This window comes from Hydrogenophaga atypica (assembly GCF_042665215.1).
Lineage (GTDB): Bacteria > Pseudomonadota > Gammaproteobacteria > Burkholderiales > Burkholderiaceae_C > Hydrogenophaga > Hydrogenophaga defluvii_A.
This window is the reverse complement of sequence record NZ_JBHTCA010000011.1, coordinates 23512-37611: the sequence shown is the minus strand read 5'-3', so window position 1 is coordinate 37611 and position 14100 is coordinate 23512. Positions and strand designations below refer to the sequence as shown.

The 14100-nt window shown below is 64.3% G+C and carries 12 protein-coding genes; 10 read left to right on the top strand and 2 right to left on the bottom strand.

The genetic code is table 11. The features are described 5' to 3' along the window. Positions 1 to 5: 5 nt before the first annotated feature. From ACFQPB_RS14370 to ACFQPB_RS14355, 4 genes are all read left to right on the top strand, one after another. On the top strand, positions 6 to 377 hold the full coding sequence (locus ACFQPB_RS14370) for a sirohydrochlorin chelatase (protein WP_382224557.1): 372 nt from the start codon (positions 6 to 8) through the stop codon (positions 375 to 377). Beyond that, positions 374 to 1318, top strand: coding sequence for a CysB family HTH-type transcriptional regulator (locus tag ACFQPB_RS14365; protein ID WP_382224554.1), 945 nt, complete (start codon positions 374 to 376; stop codon positions 1316 to 1318). The genes ACFQPB_RS14370 and ACFQPB_RS14365 overlap by 4 nt, the downstream gene beginning before the upstream one ends. Before the next feature lie 17 nt (positions 1319 to 1335). Then, positions 1336 to 2520 carry a pyridoxal phosphate-dependent aminotransferase gene (locus tag ACFQPB_RS14360; RefSeq protein WP_382224551.1) on the top strand — a complete coding sequence of 395 codons (1185 nt, stop codon included), beginning with the start codon at positions 1336 to 1338 and terminating at the stop codon, positions 2518 to 2520. Between the two features lie 116 nt (positions 2521 to 2636). Beyond that, positions 2637 to 3791, top strand: coding sequence for a glycerophosphodiester phosphodiesterase (locus tag ACFQPB_RS14355; protein WP_382224548.1), 1155 nt, complete (start codon positions 2637 to 2639; stop codon positions 3789 to 3791). Positions 3792 to 3802: 11 nt separating this feature from the next. Here the strand turns inward: ACFQPB_RS14355 and hrpA are convergent, their stop codons facing one another. Next, the gene (gene hrpA, locus ACFQPB_RS14350; protein ID WP_382224545.1) at positions 3803 to 7675 is read right to left on the bottom strand and encodes an ATP-dependent RNA helicase HrpA; all 3873 of its coding nucleotides are present in this window, start codon (positions 7673 to 7675) and stop codon (positions 3803 to 3805) included. Positions 7676 to 7743: 68 nt separating this feature from the next. On the opposite strand from hrpA, the gene ACFQPB_RS14345 reads away from it, so the two are divergent. From ACFQPB_RS14345 to ppk2, 4 genes are all read left to right on the top strand, one after another. Beyond that, the gene (locus ACFQPB_RS14345) at positions 7744 to 8073 is read left to right on the top strand and encodes a DUF6364 family protein (protein WP_382202919.1); all 330 of its coding nucleotides are present in this window, start codon (positions 7744 to 7746) and stop codon (positions 8071 to 8073) included. After that, a complete protein-coding gene (locus ACFQPB_RS14340; RefSeq protein ID WP_382202921.1) occupies positions 8070 to 8489 on the top strand; it encodes a PIN domain-containing protein in 420 nt (139 codons plus the stop codon). Before ACFQPB_RS14345 ends, ACFQPB_RS14340 begins: the two co-directional genes overlap by 4 nt. An 8-nt stretch (positions 8490 to 8497) precedes the next feature. Further along, positions 8498 to 9844 carry an amino-acid N-acetyltransferase gene (gene argA, locus ACFQPB_RS14335; RefSeq protein WP_382224542.1) on the top strand — a complete coding sequence of 449 codons (1347 nt, stop codon included), beginning with the start codon at positions 8498 to 8500 and terminating at the stop codon, positions 9842 to 9844. 102 nt (positions 9845 to 9946) lie between these two features. Continuing rightward, the gene (gene ppk2 / locus ACFQPB_RS14330) at positions 9947 to 11122 is read left to right on the top strand and encodes a polyphosphate kinase 2 (protein WP_382224539.1); all 1176 of its coding nucleotides are present in this window, start codon (positions 9947 to 9949) and stop codon (positions 11120 to 11122) included. A gap of 10 nt (positions 11123 to 11132) precedes the next feature. Here the strand turns inward: ppk2 and ACFQPB_RS14325 are convergent, their stop codons facing one another. Beyond that, complete coding sequence (locus tag ACFQPB_RS14325) at positions 11133 to 12083, bottom strand: LysR family transcriptional regulator (protein WP_382224536.1); 951 nt, start codon at positions 12081 to 12083, stop codon at positions 11133 to 11135. Between the two features lie 97 nt (positions 12084 to 12180). On the opposite strand from ACFQPB_RS14325, the gene ACFQPB_RS14320 reads away from it, so the two are divergent. Both ACFQPB_RS14320 and ACFQPB_RS14315 read left to right on the top strand, forming a co-directional pair. Continuing rightward, positions 12181 to 13629 carry a form I ribulose bisphosphate carboxylase large subunit gene (locus tag ACFQPB_RS14320; RefSeq protein ID WP_382202927.1) on the top strand — a complete coding sequence of 483 codons (1449 nt, stop codon included), beginning with the start codon at positions 12181 to 12183 and terminating at the stop codon, positions 13627 to 13629. Between the two features lie 20 nt (positions 13630 to 13649). After that, positions 13650 to 14084 carry a ribulose bisphosphate carboxylase small subunit gene (locus ACFQPB_RS14315; protein WP_382202929.1) on the top strand — a complete coding sequence of 145 codons (435 nt, stop codon included), beginning with the start codon at positions 13650 to 13652 and terminating at the stop codon, positions 14082 to 14084. Positions 14085 to 14100: the final 16 nt, after the last annotated feature.

Sequence of the window (14100 nt, the reverse complement as noted above, 5' to 3'; positions counted from 1 at the left end):
ACCACATGAACAAACTCGCCGTGATCGTGTTCGCCCACGGCTCGCGCGACCCGTTGTGGCGCGCCCCCGTGGAGGCCGTCGCCTCCCGCATCGCTCAACAAGCGCCCGGCACATTTGTCAGCTGTGCCTACCTCGAAATTTGCACACCTGCGCTGCCCGATGCCGTGGCACAGGCGCTGGCCGCAGGCGCCCAGCGGGTGCGCGTGCTGCCGCTGTTCTTTGGCATGGGCAAACACGCGCGTGAAGACTTGCCCGCCCTGATGGTCGATCTGCAAACCGAGCACCCCGACGTGCGCTTTGAGCTGATGCGCCCGGCCGGCGAGGATGAACGCCTGACCGCGCTGCTGGCCGATCTGGCCCTGGAAGACCGCTCATGAACCTGCACCAGTTCCGCTTCGTGCAAGAGGCGGTGCGCCGCAACCTGAACCTCACCGAAGCGGCCAAGGCCTTGCACACGTCGCAGCCCGGCGTGTCCAAGGCCATCATCGAGCTGGAGGACGAGCTGGGCGTGGAGATTTTTGCGCGCCACGGCAAACGCATCAAACGCGTGACCGAGCCGGGCCAGCACGTGCTGCAAAGCATCGAGATCATCCTGCGCGAGGTGCAAAACCTCAAGCGCATCGGCGAGCAGTTCTCCAAGCAGGACAGCGGCAAGCTCAGCATCGCCACCACCCACACCCAGGCGCGCTACGTGCTGCCACAGCCGGTAGCCAAGTTGCGCCAGATCTACCCCAAGGTGGGCATCGAGCTGCACCAGGGTTCGCCCGACCAGGTGGCGCAAATGCTGATGACCGATGTGGCTGAAATTGGTATTGCCACCGAGTCGCTCTCTCAGTACGAAGACCTCGTCACCCTGCCCTGCTACGAATGGCAACACGTGCTGGTGCTGCCGTTTGGCCACCCGCTGCTGGACAAGGAGCGCGTTGGCCTGGACGACCTCGCCAAGGTGCCGCTGATCACCTACCACCCGTCCTTCACGGGGCGCACCCGCATCGACCGCGCTTTTGCCGCGCGCCAGCTTGCGCCCAACATCGTGCTCGAAGCCATCGACTCCGACGTGATCAAGACCTACGTGAAGCTGGGCATGGGCGTGGGCATCGTGGCCGAAATGGCCATGGCCGGCGAAGAAAAATCACCCGAACTGGTGGCCCGTCCGGCTGGTGAGCTGTTCGGCCAGAACATCGCCCGCGTGGCCTTCAAGCGCGGCGTGTACCTGCGCCATTTTGTGCTGCGCTTCGCCGAACTGCTGAGCGATCGCCTCTCGCGCGACCTGATCCAGAAAGCCATGCTGGGCACGCCCGATGACTACAACCTCTGACCATTGACCCGAGACCGATGAACGCACCGACCACGCCCGCCCACACCCCTGCGCTTGCATCCCGCCTGCCCAACGTGGGCACCACCATCTTCACCGTGATGTCGGCCTTGGCCACCGAAACCGGCGCCGTCAACCTGGGCCAAGGTTTCCCCGATTTCAACTGCGACCCGGCCCTGGTGGACGCGGTGAGCACCGCCATGCAAGCCGGCCTCAACCAGTACCCGCCCATGCCGGGTGTGCCGGCGCTGCGCGAAGCCATCTCGAAAAAGATCGAAGCCCTCTACGGCCGCCACTACGCTGCCGGCAGCGAGATCACCGTCACCGCCGGTGCCACGCAGGCCATCATCACCTGCATCCTGTCCACCGTGCACCCGGGCGATGAGGTCATCGTGCTGGAGCCGTGCTACGACAGCTACGTGCCCAACATCGAACTGGCCGGTGGTGTGGTGGTGCGCGTGCCACTCACGCCTGGCACCTTCCGCCCCGACTTCGACAAGATCGCCGCAGCCATCACGCCCAAAACGCGCGCCATCATCGTCAACACCCCGCACAACCCCAGCGCCACGGTGTGGAAGCGCGAGGACATGCTCCAGCTGCAAGACCTGCTGGCGCCCACCAACGTGCTGCTCATCAGCGACGAGGTGTACGAGCACATGGTGTTTGACGGCCAACCGCACGAAAGCGCCGCGCGTTACCCCGGCCTGGCTGCACGGGCCTTCATCGTCAGCAGCTTCGGCAAGACCTACCACGTGACCGGCTGGAAGGTGGGCTTCGTGGCAGCGCCTGCCGCGCTCAGTGCCGAGTTCCGCAAGGTGCACCAGTTCAACGTGTTCACGGTCAACACGCCTGTGCAACACGCCCTGGCCGCCTACATGGCCAACCCCCAGCCCTACCTGGACCTGCCGGCCTTCTACCAACACAAACGCGACCTCTTCCGCGCCGGTCTGGCCAAGACCCGCTTCAAGTTGCTGCCCAGCGAAGGCAGCTACTTCCAGTGTGTGGACATCTCCGAGCTGGCCGTGCCCGAACGCAGTCTGCCCGAAGCCGACTTCTGCCAATGGCTGACGCGCGAAATCGGCGTGGCCGCCATCCCCTTGTCGGCCTTCTACGGCAACGGCTTCGACCAGCACGTGGTGCGCTTCTGTTTTGCCAAAAAGGATGAAACGCTGGTGTCAGCGCTGGAGCGGCTGGCCCGCCTCTGATCACGAAGCGACGCACGGTCGCACAACCGACATGAGCGCGTCATGAACGTGTCACGCCTCTCACCAGAATGGGAAGACCTGCCGATCGGGCAGGCTTCTGATTCGGGAGACACCCTATGTTCCGACCGACGCGCCTGGCGCTCGCATTCACCACGCTGACCAGCCTTGCTCTGCTGCAAGCCTGCGGTGGCTCCGACCCCGCCTTCAACACCCTGAGCGGTGACGCCCCCCTGGTCATTGGCCACCGTGGCGCCTCGGGCCTGTTGCCCGAACACACGCTGGAGTCCTACCGCAAGGCCATCGAGCAGAACGCCGACTTCATCGAACCCGATCTGGTGTTGACCCAAGACGGCGTGATGATCGCCCGCCACGAACCCATGCTCGACGGCACCACCGACGTCGCGACCAAGTTCCCCGAGTCGCGCAAAGCCACGCGCAACGTGGACGGCGTGGCCACCACCGCCTACTTTGCCAGCGACTTCACCCTGGCCGAAATCAAGACGCTGCGCGCGGTGCAGGCACGCGCCAACCGCGACCAAACGCTCAACGGCCTCTACAGCATCCCCACGCTGGACGAAGTGATTGCGCTGGCCAAGGCCGAAGGCAACAAACGCGGCCGCACCGTGGGCATCTACCCCGAAATCAAGCACTCGGTGTTCCACGCCACCGAGGCTGGGTTTGGCGCCAACGTGTTTGAAGACAAATTGGTGGCCACCTTGCACGCGGCCTACGGCAACACCGGCAGCGCACCGGTGTTCATCCAGTCCTTCGAGGTGTCCAACCTGCAGTACCTCAACACCAAGACCAACATCAAGCTGGTGCAACTGATCGATGCCGACGACGTGAAGGACGACGGCAGCATGTCGCTGGTGGCGCCCTACCACAAGCCTTATGACTTCGTCGTCAACAACGATGCGCGCAGCTTCCTTGACCTGCTCAAGCCGACCGGGCTGGACTTCATCAAGACCTACGCCGATGCCGTGGGCCCTTGGAAGCCGTATCTGGTGAAGACTGTCAACGACGGCGTGGACCGCAACGGTGACGGCAAGGTGGACATAAACGACCGCCGCGTGGACGGCAGCACCGGCGTGGTGGAAGCCGCCCACCAACGCGGGCTGATGGTCCACACCTGGACCTTCCGCGACGATGCCAGCGGCTACGGCTTCAAGGATCCCAAGGCAGAAATGGCCTACTACATGAAGCTGGGCGTGGACGGCGTGTTCACCGACTTCCCCGCCACCGGCGTGGCGGCACTGAACAGCCTGCGCTGAAAAGTCCGTGCTCAGCTTGACAGCTGAGCCCAGACTTTTTCCAGGCGTTTGACGCTCACCGGCTGCGGCGTCCGCAACTCTTGCGCGAAGAAGCTGACCCGCAGCTCCTCCAGCAGCCAGCGCAACTCCACCATGCGCGGGTCCAGCACCCCCTTGCGCTCGGCCACCAGGCGCCAAAAACGCTGCTCCTGCGGGCGCAATTCGGCCAGCTTGGCGGCATCGCGCGCCGGGTCGGCCCGCCACTTGTCCAGTCGCAAGGTGATGGCCTTGAGATAGCGCGGCAGGTGCTGCAACTGCGCCCACGGCGTGTCCATCACAAACCGTTTGCCACACAGGCGCTGCAGTTGTTGCTGGGCGTCGGCCACCGCCTCGGTGGCGTTTTTGGTGTCTTTGATCTTGCGCGTGACCGTGGCAAACTCGGCCAGCACCGTCGCAGCCAGGCGCGACACTTCGTTGGCGATCAGCGTCAGGCGCCCCCGGCCTTCGTCGATGCGGCGCTTGAAATCGGCCTCGTTGGTGGGCAGTGGGTCAAGCAGGAAAGCACGCTCCAGCGCCACGGCAATCAACTGGTCGCGCAGTTCTTCCTGCGTGCCCAGTGGCATGTAGGCCACGGCCATCTTCTGCAGGTCGGGCAGATTCTTTTCGAGGTATTTGAGTGCGTCGCGTATTTGCAGCGCGAAGAGGCGACGCAGGCCGGCGCGGTGTTTGGCAGCCGCCACCTCGGGCTCGTCAAAGACCTCGATGGTGACGGCATCGCCCTGATCAATCAGGGCCGGAAAGCCAATCAAAGTCTGTCCGCCCTTGCGGATTTCCATCAGCTCAGGCAACTCGCCGAAGGTCCAGGCGGTGTGGCGTGTATCGGCGGCCGGGGCTTTGACTCCCTCTCCCCCCGGGAGAGGGTTGGGGTGAGGGCCCGCGCGCTTGGGGGCGTCTTTGCTGGCGGCGCCCTCACCCTGCCCTCTCCCAGAGGGAGAGGGTTCAGACAGCTTCAGCCCCGCCAACGCCTGAAACGCCCCGCGCGCCTTTGCACCCAGCTCGGCCTTGAGCGCACCCAGGTTGCGGCCCTGGCCCAACTGGCGGCCGTGTTCGTCCACCACCCGCAGGTTCATGAACAGGTGCGGCGGCAGCATGTCGAGCTTGAAATCGCCGCGCTTCACATCCAGGCTGGTTTCTGCCCGCACTTGTTTGAGCAGCGCATCGGTGAGGCCACCCACACACCAGCGCTCGGTTGCGCTGAACAACTCGGCCAGCCGCGCTGCGTTTTCGGGCAAAGGCACAAAGCGGCTGCGCGGCTTCTGGTGCAGGCTCTTGAGCAAGGCCTGGATTTTGTCCTTGAGCATGCCGGGCACCAGCCACTCGCACCGCTCCTCGCTGACCTGGTTGAGCACGAACAGCGGCACCGTCACCGTGAGGCCATCGCGGGCGTCGCCGGGTTCGTGCAGATACTCGGCCGCGCAGTCCACGCCGCCCAACTTGATGACCTTGGGGAAGGCGCTGGTGGTGATGCCGGCGGCCTCGTGGCGCATCAGCTCCTCGCGGCTGAGCTGCAGCAGCTTGGGATTCTGTCGCGAGGCCTCGCGCCACCAGCGCTCCAGCCCTGGGCCGCTGCACACGTCGGCGGGAATCTGCGCGTCGTAGAAGGCAAAAATCAGTTCGTCATCGACCAACACGTCCTGGCGGCGCGACTTGTGCTCCAACGATTCGACCTGGGCAATCAGCTTGCGATTGGCCGACAGGAACGGCAGACGTGTCTCCCATTCCTGCCCCACCAGCGCCTCGCGGATGAACAGCTCGCGCGCGCCCACCGGGTCGACCTTGCCGTAGTTGATGCGCCGGCCCTGGTAGATCACCAGGCCATACAGCGTGGCGCGCTCCAGTGCCACCACCTCGCCGGCCTTCTTTTCCCAGTGCGGGTCCAGCAGTTGCTTCTTGAGCAGGTGCCCGCCCACCTGCTCCAGCCATTGCGGCTCGATGGCGGCAATGCCCCGGCCAAACAGGCGCGCGGTCTCCACCAGTTCGGCACAGACGATCCAGCGGCCCGGCCGCTTGCTGAGGTGGGCACCCGGGTGGCGGTGGAACTTGATGCCACGCGCGCCCAAGTAGACGTCTTCGGTTTCGTGCTTGAGGCCGATGTTGCCCAGCAAGCCCGACAACATGGACAGGTGCAGTTGCTCGTAACTGGCCGGCGTGGTGTTGATGGCCCACTTGTGCTCCGCCACCACCGTGTGCAGCTGGGTGTGGATGTCGCGCCATTCGCGCACGCGCCGGATGTTGACGAAGTTCTGCCGCAGCAACTGCTCGTACTGGCGGTTGCTGAGCTTGTGTTCACCATGGCCACCCTTGGCCTCGTTGATCCACTTCCACAGCTTGAGGTAGCCGCTGAATTCGCTCTTGTCGTCGTCGAACTTGGCGTGGGCCTGGTCGGCTTGCGCTTGCGCCTCCAGCGGGCGGTCGCGCACGTCCTGCACGCTCAAGGCGCTGGCAATCACCATCACCTCGTCGAGCGCGCCGCGCGTGCGCGCCTCCAGGATCATGCGGCCCACGCGCGGGTCCAGCGGCAGCTTGGACAGCTCGCGCCCCAGCGGCGTGAGCTCGTTGTTGTCGTCCACCGCGCCCAGTTCCTGCAGCAGCTGGTAGCCGTCGGTGATGGCACGGCGGCTGGGCGCTTCCAGGAAGGGGAAGTCGTCCACATTGCCCAGGTGCAGCGCCTTCATGCGCAGGATCACGCCCGCCAGCGAGGAGCGCAGAATTTCGGGATCGGTGAAGCGGTCCCGGCCGTTGAAGTCGGCCTCGTCGTAGAGGCGGATACAGATGCCGTTGGCCACGCGGCCGCAGCGGCCCAAACGCTGGTTCGCCGCCGCCTGACTCACAGGCTCCACCAGCAACTGCTCCACCTTGCTGCGCAGGCTGTAGCGCTTGACGCGCGCCGTGCCCACGTCGACGACGTAGCGGATGCCGGGCACCGTGAGCGAAGTCTCGGCCACGTTGGTGGCCAACACGATGCGCCGACCGGTGTGTCCGTCGAACACGCGGTCCTGCTCGGCCTGGCTCAAGCGGGCGAACAAAGGCAGCACCTCCGCACTGCGCAGCGCGGGCTGGTGGCTGAGGTGTTTGCGCAAGTGGTCGGCGGCCTCGCGGATTTCGCGTTCACCGGGCAAGAACACCAGGATGTCGCCGGCCTGGCGCGGGTCGTGCCACAACTCGTCCACGCCATCGGCGATGGCGTCGTTCAGGTCGTACTCGCGGCTTTCCTCAAACGGGCGGTAGCGGCACTCCACCGGAAATGTGCGCCCGCTGACCATGATGACCGGTGCGGGGCCTCTGCTGGATGCAAAGTGCTGCGCAAAACGGTCGGCATCGATGGTGGCCGAGGTGACGACGATCTTCAGATCGGGCCGGCGCGGCAGGATTTGCCGCAGGTAACCGAGCAGAAAGTCGATGTTGAGCGAGCGTTCGTGCGCCTCGTCGATGATCAGCGTGTCGTAGGCTTGCAGCAGCGGGTCGGTCTGTGTCTCGGCCAGCAAAATGCCATCCGTCATCAGCTTGACCGAGGCGTTTTTGCCCAGCCGGTCGGTGAAGCGCACCTTGTAGCCCACCACCTCGCCCAAGGGCGTCTGCAACTCCTCGGCAATGCGCTTGGCCACCGAGCTGGCGGCGATGCGCCGGGGCTGGGTGTGGCCGATCAGGCGAGGTTTTTCGCCCGGCTTGGCGTTCAGCCGGCCACGGCCCATGGCCAAGGCGATCTTGGGCAGCTGGGTGGTTTTGCCCGAACCCGTTTCGCCACAGACGATGACCACCTGGTGGGCCAACATAGCAGCCTCGATCTCGTGGCGGCGGCCACTGACGGGCAGGTTCTCGGGAAATTCGATCACGGGGAGGGACATGCCGAGATTATCGCTGACCACACAGTTTCACATGTTCACGTGCTACACTGATTCCAGGAGGTGATGCCATGTCCAATCTGACGATTTCTGTGGATGAGCGCTACATCAAGCAAGCCCGCGTGCGTGCCATACAAGAAGGCACGTCTTTGAGTGCGCGCGTGCGCGAATTCATTGCTGCCTACGCGGCAGGCACCACTCAGCCACTGGATGGCGACCCCACCGACCACCTCATGCGCATGATCACAGAGGTGCGCGCGCAGCTTCAGCAGCCTGACGCCGAGGACGAGCAGTTGCCCCGGAAAACGCTGCGGGAAGAAATGTATGAAGGGGATTTCCGTGCCCGGGCACGGCTTGAAGCCCAACAGGAACGTGAGCGCGGCTCGCCCAAAGCGCCATGAGTTCGGATGGTCTGTGTTTCTTCGACACCAATGTGCTGCTCTACAGCTTTGACAACCGCTATCCGCACAAGCAGCAGCAAGCCTTGACCCTGGTGGACACCCTGGGGCACAAAAAGCAGGCCGTGATCAGCACGCAGGTGTTGATAGAGCTGTTCACCAACCTTACCCGGAAATTCAAGGCGGAACGGAAAACTGCCTCGTTGATGGTGTCCAGCTTCTGCCATTGGCCTGTGATTGACAGCGACATGCAACTGGTGCTGCGGGCCATGGCCCGATCAACAGAGCATCAAACCTCCATTTTCGACGCCATGATCGTCGAGGCGGCCTTGCGCAGCGGCGCCACCACGCTCTACAGCGAAGACATGCAACACGGCCGACGCTTCGGTTCGCTGACCATCACCAACCCTTTCATCTGAGCGCCCCCATGTCCGCCGTCTTCAACTTCACCTTCGTGCCCTGGTTCCGCTCGGTGGCGCCCTACATCCACAAATTCCGCAACCAGACCTTTGTGGTGGGCGTGTGTGGCGAGGCCATCGCCGCCGGCAAGCTGCCCAACCTGGCACAAGACCTGGCGCTGATCCAGAGCATGGGCGTGAAGATCGTGCTGGTGCACGGTTTCCGCCCTCAGGTCAACGAACAACTGCGCGCCAAGGGCCACGCCGCCAAGTACTCACACGGCATACGCATCACCGACCCCGTCGCGCTGGACTGCGCGCAGGAAGCCGCCGGCCAACTGCGCTACGAAATCGAAGCCGCCTTCAGCCAAGGCCTGCCCAACACGCCCATGGCTGGCGCCACGGTGCGCGTCATTTCGGGCAACTTCATCACCGCCCGGCCGGTGGGCATTGTGGACGGCGTGGACTTCCAGCATTCGGGCCTGGTGCGCAAGGTCGATGTGGCCGGCATCAGCCGCACGCTGGACATGGGCGCCATGGTGCTGCTGTCGCCCTTCGGTTTTTCGCCCACGGGCGAGGCCTTCAACCTCACCATGGAAGAGGTCGCGACGTCCGTGGCCACCGCGCTGCAGGCCGACAAGCTCATCTTCATCACCGAGGTGCCGGGCATTCGCTTGCGCCCCGATGAACCCGAGAGCGACGACAACCCCATCGACACCGAGCTGCCGCTGGCCCAGGCCGAGCTGATCCTGAAAAACGCGCCACCGGGCCAGAAACCCACCGACACCGATTTCTACCTGCAGCACTGCGTGCGCGCCTGCAAGGCCGGCGTGGAACGCAGCCACATCATCCCGTTTGCGGTCGATGGCTCGCTGCTGCTGGAGGTGTATGTCCACGACGGCATCGGCACCATGGTCGTGGACGAAAAATTGGAAAGCCTGCGCGAGGCCACGCCCGACGACGTGGGCGGCATCCTGCAGCTGATCGAGCCCTTCGAAAAAGACGGCACTCTGGTCAAGCGCGACCGCACCGAGATCGAGCGCGACATTGGCCACTACACCATCATCGAACACGATGGCGTGATCTTTGCCTGCGCCGCGCTCTACCCCTACCCCGAAGCCAGAACCGCCGAAATGGCCGCGCTCACCGTGTCGCCGCAAAGCCAGGGCCAGGGCGACGGCGAAAAAATCCTCAAGCGCATCGAACAGCGCGCCCGCGCCATGGGCCTGGACAGCATCTTTGTGCTGACCACGCGCACCATGCACTGGTTCATCAAGCGCGGCTTTGCGCAGGTGGACCCGGACTGGCTGCCCGACGCCCGCAAGCGCAAGTACAACTGGGACCGCAGGAGCCAGGTGCTGGTCAAAAAACTGTGACCGGCTGATGCACCGGCACGCACCGGCTTGATGTGCATCAAGACGGCGGCTGGGGGCTGCTTTGATACTGTGACATTCACATGCCAAGGGGATGACAAGGCCATGACCGACCGCACAGCCGCCAGCCGCAACAGCAACACAGCCTCCGCAAGCAGTCCGCCCGCCAACCGGCGTCCTGCCCGGCCTCGCCGCTCGTCAGCAGGCGACGTTGTGCCGGGTAGCGCACCCCAGGCCATCGCCCGCGCCACGGTGAACGATGTGGTGGATGCCCGCCAGCAAGCACAACTGGCCGCTGCGCGCGACGTGATGGCCCGCGCCACCGACCACCAGCAGCAAGAGCGCGACCTGCGCACCCTGCTCGAAGGCGCCTCGCCCGACGACGCCCGCGCGCTGCGAAAGCTGCTGCGAGAAGACATGCTCAACACCCGGCGCACCGCCGAGGAAGCCGATCCGGACGACATCCTCGCATCCGACTGGCGCAGGGGCGGCTACCCCTACAAACACCTGCTGTCGCGCAAGACCTACGAGGCGCAAAAATACCAGTTGCAGGTGGAGCTGCTCAAGCTGCAGGCCTGGGTGAAGGAAACCGGCCAGCGGGTGGTCATCCTGTTCGAAGGGCGCGACGCGGCCGGCAAGGGCGGCGCCATCAAGCGCTTCATGGAGCACCTCAACCCACGCGGTGCGCGGGTGGTGGCGTTGGAAAAACCCACCGAGGTGGAGCGCGGCCAGTGGTACTTCCAGCGCTACGTGCAGCACCTGCCCACCGCAGGCGAGATCGTGCTGTTCGACCGCAGCTGGTACAACCGCGCCGGTGTAGAGCGGGTGATGGGCTTCTGCCAGCCCGACGAGTACCAGGAGTTCATGCGCCAGGCGCCGCAGTTTGAGCGCCAACTGGTGCGCAGCGGCGTGTTCCTCATCAAGTTCTGGTTCTCGGTCAGCCGCGATGAGCAGCGCCGTCGCTTCAAGGAGCGCAAGACGCACCCGCTCAAGCAATGGAAGCTCAGTCCCATCGACATGGCCTCGCTGGACAAGTGGGAGGACTACACCCAGGCCAAGGAAGCCATGTTTTTCGAGACCGACACCGCCGACGCGCCATGGACGGTGATCAAAAGCGACTGCAAAAAGCGCGCACGCCTCAACGCCATGCGCTACGTGCTGCACAAGCTGCCGTACACCAACAAAGACACCGAGCGCATCGGCACGCTCGACACCCTGATCGTGGGCCGCGCCCATGTGGTGTACGAGCGCGGCGAGCACCCGGGCAACGCCATCCTCTGAACCGCAAGCGTCAGGCGATTTTGTCGGTCGCCTGCAGCGGCAGATGGCGGGCAAACTGCTCGGCCAAAAACGACTCGCCACGCTCCAGCACAAAGTAGCGAAACGCCTCGGCCGCTGGTGACAGCAGCTTGGACAGCGTGTGCACCACGTTCCAGCCACGCACCACCGGCGCGCCTTCCACGTCCAGCACGGCAATCAGTCCGTGGTCCAGCTCAAGACCGAGGGTGTGCAGGGAGACGAAGCTGATGCCGAGATCGGCCATCACCACCTGCTTGATGCTGGCGTTGCTGCGCATCTCCATCACCACGCGGGGCTCGACACGAGCGTCGCGCAAAAAACTCTCCAACGCCGCGCGGGTGCCAGAACCGGGCTCGCGCATCACAAAGCCGTAGGGGCGCAACGCGTGGGGCGAGATGTCGCGCTCGCGCGCCAGCGGGTGCGTGACGGCCGACACGAACACGTGCGGGTGGGCCGCAAACGGCTCGGCGCGGGTGGCCAGCTCTTTGGGCGGGCGGCCCATGATGGCGATGTCCACCTCGTTGGCCTGCAGCATGGCCACCAATTGCTCGCGGTTGCCCACCACCAGCTTGAGTTCCACCCCGCCATGCTCCCGTTTGAACTCGGCCAGCAACTGGGGCAAAAAGTACTTGGCGGTGCTGACCATGCCGATGGTCAGCGTGCCCACCTCCAGTTTCTGCAGTCGCAGCGCGGTGTCTTCGGCGTCCTTCAGCGTGGCGAGGATTTTGCGGGCGTGCACCAGCATGTATTCGCCCACGGTGGTGAGCGCCACACGCCGGCCCTCGCGCTGAAACAGCGGCAGGCCCACGTGCGATTCGAGTTCTTTGACCTGCATGGTCACGGCCGGCGGCGTGAGGTGCAGCGCCTCGGCGGCACGGGCAAAACTGAGGTGGCGGGCCACCTCGGTGAACACCCGGAGTTGGCGGAAGGTGGCATTTCTCATTCAGTAAAGCCTTAAGCAAAATCAAACTATTTCTGAATTTACCTTATTTAAGTGGATTCTTATAGTTCATCCATCGCACCACCACCTGGAGACATGGATGACCCAAATCACCGACGCCAAAAAACGCTACAGCGCAGGCGTGCTGAAGTACAAGCAGATGGGCTACTGGATGCCCGACTACGTGCCCAAGGAGACCGACACGCTGTGTCTGTTCCGCATCACGCCACAAGACGGCGTGGACCCTGAGGAAGCCGCTGCCGCCGTGGCCGGTGAATCCTCCACCGCCACCTGGACCGTGGTGTGGACCGACCGCCTGACCGCCTGCGACAGCTACCGCGCCAAAGCCTACAAGTGCGAGCCGGTGCCGGGCCGACCGGGCGAGTTTTTTGCCTGGGTCGCCTACGACCTGATCCTGTTCGAAGAAGGCTCCATTGCCAACATGACGGCCAGCCTGATCGGCAACGTCTTCAGCTTCAAGCCGCTCAAGGCCGCCCGCCTGGAGGACATACGCATCCCGGTCGCGTACGTCAAAACCTTCAAGGGCCCACCCACCGGCTTGGTGGTCGAGCGCGAGCGCCTGGACAAGTTTGGCCGCCCGCTGCTGGGCGCCACCACCAAGCCCAAGCTGGGCCTGAGTGGCCGCAACTACGGCCGCGTGATTTACGAAGGCCTCAAGGGTGGTCTCGATTTCATGAAAGACGACGAGAACATCAACTCGCAGCCCTTCATGCACTGGCGTGACCGTTTCTTGTACGTGATGGACGCCGTCAACAAGGCCCAGGCGCAGACCGGTGAGGTCAAGGGCAGCTACCTCAACATCACCGCCGGCACCATGGAGGCGATGTACGAACGCGCCGAACTGGCCAAGGAGCTGGGCAGCGTGGTGGTGATGGTCGATCTGGTGATCGGCTGGACCGCCATCCAGAGCATGGCCGAGTGGTGCCGCAAGAACGACATGGTGATGCACATGCACCGCGCCGGGCACGGCACCTACACCCGGCAGAAGAACCATGGCGTGAGCTTCCGCGTGATTGCCAAGTGGCTGCGCCTGGCCGGCTGCGACCACCTGCACACCGGCACCGCCGTGGGCAAACTCGAAGGCGACCCGCTGACCGTGCAGGGCTACTACAACGTCTGCCGCGACAGCTACACCAAGACCGACCTGCCGCGTGGCCTGTTCTTTGACATGGACTGGGCCGACACCAAGAAGGTCATGCCGGTGGCCTCGGGCGGCATCCACGCCGGCCAGATGCACCAGTTGATCGATCTGTTCGGCGACGACGTGATCCTGCAATTTGGCGGCGGCACCATCGGCCACCCACAAGGCATTCAGGCCGGCGCCGTGGCCAACCGCGTGGCGCTGGAGTGCATGGTCAAGGCGCGCAACGAAGGCAAAGACATCCTGCAGGAAGGCCCTGAGATTCTGAAGAAGGCGGCCCAGACCTGTGGCCCGCTGAAAGCCGCGCTCGACACCTGGGGCGACATCAGCTTCAACTACCAGAGCACCGACAGCAGCGACTACGCCGTGACCCCAGCCCTTGCCTGAACACTTTGGAGCACACCAACATGATGACCAACCCCACCGGCCGCATCACCCAGGGCCAGTTCAGTTTCCTGCCCGAGCTCACCGACGCCGAGATCACGCTGCAGATCGAATACGGCCTGGCCAAGGGCTACGCCTGGAGCGTGGAATACACCGACGACCCACACCCACGCAACACCTACTGGGAAATGTTTGGCATGCCCATGTTCGACCTGAAAGACGCCGCTGGCGTGCTGATGGAAGTGAACGACTGCCGCAAGGCCTTCCCCAGCCACTACATCCGCCTGATGGCGTTTGACTCCACCCGTGGGGTCGAGTCCATCGTGATGAGCTTCATCGTCAACCGGCCGACCAACGAGCCCGGATTCACGCTGGAGCGCCAGGAAATCGGCGGGCGCAGCATGCGTTACACCACGCGCGGCTACGGTGCCGACAAGCCCGAAACACAACGGTATTGACCCCTGCAGAGGCCCG

Coding starts and splice junctions, on each gene's coding strand:
- ACFQPB_RS14370 (WP_382224557.1), top strand. CDS start 6: ATGAACAAACTCGCCGTGATCGTGTTCGCCCACGGCTCGCGCGACCCG.
- ACFQPB_RS14365 (WP_382224554.1), top strand. CDS start 374: ATGAACCTGCACCAGTTCCGCTTCGTGCAAGAGGCGGTGCGCCGCAAC.
- ACFQPB_RS14360 (WP_382224551.1), top strand. CDS start 1,336: ATGAACGCACCGACCACGCCCGCCCACACCCCTGCGCTTGCATCCCGC.
- ACFQPB_RS14355 (WP_382224548.1), top strand. CDS start 2,637: ATGTTCCGACCGACGCGCCTGGCGCTCGCATTCACCACGCTGACCAGC.
- hrpA (WP_382224545.1), bottom strand. CDS start 7,675: ATGTCCCTCCCCGTGATCGAATTTCCCGAGAACCTGCCCGTCAGTGGC.
- ACFQPB_RS14345 (WP_382202919.1), top strand. CDS start 7,744: ATGTCCAATCTGACGATTTCTGTGGATGAGCGCTACATCAAGCAAGCC.
- ACFQPB_RS14340 (WP_382202921.1), top strand. CDS start 8,070: ATGAGTTCGGATGGTCTGTGTTTCTTCGACACCAATGTGCTGCTCTAC.
- argA (WP_382224542.1), top strand. CDS start 8,498: ATGTCCGCCGTCTTCAACTTCACCTTCGTGCCCTGGTTCCGCTCGGTG.
- ppk2 (WP_382224539.1), top strand. CDS start 9,947: ATGACCGACCGCACAGCCGCCAGCCGCAACAGCAACACAGCCTCCGCA.
- ACFQPB_RS14325 (WP_382224536.1), bottom strand. CDS start 12,083: ATGAGAAATGCCACCTTCCGCCAACTCCGGGTGTTCACCGAGGTGGCC.
- ACFQPB_RS14320 (WP_382202927.1), top strand. CDS start 12,181: ATGACCCAAATCACCGACGCCAAAAAACGCTACAGCGCAGGCGTGCTG.
- ACFQPB_RS14315 (WP_382202929.1), top strand. CDS start 13,650: ATGATGACCAACCCCACCGGCCGCATCACCCAGGGCCAGTTCAGTTTC.